Source organism: Nocardioides sp. CPCC 206348 (genome assembly GCF_048654705.1).
Classification (GTDB): domain Bacteria; phylum Actinomycetota; class Actinomycetes; order Propionibacteriales; family Nocardioidaceae; genus Nocardioides.
This window is the reverse complement of record NZ_JBMCZA010000130.1, coordinates 11,344-12,268: the sequence shown is the minus strand read 5'-3', so window position 1 is coordinate 12,268 and position 925 is coordinate 11,344. Positions and strand designations below refer to the sequence as shown.

The window sequence follows — 925 nt, the reverse complement described above, 5'->3', positions numbered from 1 at the left end:
GTCAGCAGCTGCGCTCATGCTCCATGGTGACGCGAGCAATTACTCGTGTTCAAGTCGCAATCCGGCTAGTCTCAGCCCGTGCGCAAGGCTCCCCGGCAGGCCCGCTCCCGCGAGATGGTCGAGCGGATCATCACCGCGGGCCGCGCCGTACTCATCAAGGACGGGTACGACGCCTTCAGCACCAACCGCGTGGCGACCACCGCGGGGGTCAGCCCCGGTTCGCTCTACCAGTACTTCCCCGACAAGCAGGCGATCCTCGACGTGGTCATCGACCGCCACTGGGAGCACGTGGCCGAGAGCGTCGCGGCGTCCGTGTCCGACCGGATCGGCGGCTCGGGCGCGAGTGCCGTGCGCGACACCGTTGATGCGCTCGTGGCGGCGCTGGAGGCGGACCCCGCCCTCCTGCGGGTCATCGCCGAGGAACTGCCCGTGGCCCGCAACCGGGCCCGGCGCGGCGCGCTCGAGAAGCAGGTGAGTGACCTCGCCGCGATCTACTTCGCGGCCCGACCGGAGACGAGTCGACGCCCGTCCCCGACGGTCGCTGCGTGGGTGCTGGTCCTCAGTCTCGAGACCCTCGCGTCCCGGTGGGTGCTCGACCAGCCTGCGAACCTGGACCGCGACCAGCTCCTCGACGAGATGGTCGCCCTGGTCATGGGCTACCTGCAGGCCTGATCGATCAGTTGTGGCGGCCGGAGAGGGCCATGCCGACGCCGAGCCCGATCATCGACGTACCGCCGATGGCACCGAGCGCACTGCCGCGGCGCTCCGAGGCGACGAACCACTCGCGCGCGCGGCCGGCGGCCAGCGCCCAGACCGAGTCGCACGCCAGGCCGAGGACCACGGCCAGGCTGCCCAGCGCGAACATCTGCGCCGGCACCGGTGACGACGAGGACTGGTCGACGAAGGGCGGCAGCATCGCAGCGAA

Annotated in this window: 1 protein-coding gene and 1 pseudogene; one reads left to right on the top strand and one right to left on the bottom strand. The window is 70.8% G+C overall.

From position 1 onward, the window contains the following. Positions 1-78: 78 nt before the first annotated feature. Positions 79-672 carry a TetR/AcrR family transcriptional regulator gene (locus tag ACOADB_RS07645; protein ID WP_378597365.1) on the top strand — a complete coding sequence of 198 codons (594 nt, stop codon included), beginning with the start codon at positions 79-81 and terminating at the stop codon, positions 670-672. Positions 673-676: 4 nt separating this feature from the next. On the opposite strand, the pseudogene ACOADB_RS07640 reads toward ACOADB_RS07645, so the two are convergent. Continuing rightward, a pseudogene (locus ACOADB_RS07640) lies at positions 677-925 on the bottom strand (LysE family translocator); the annotation flags it as partial.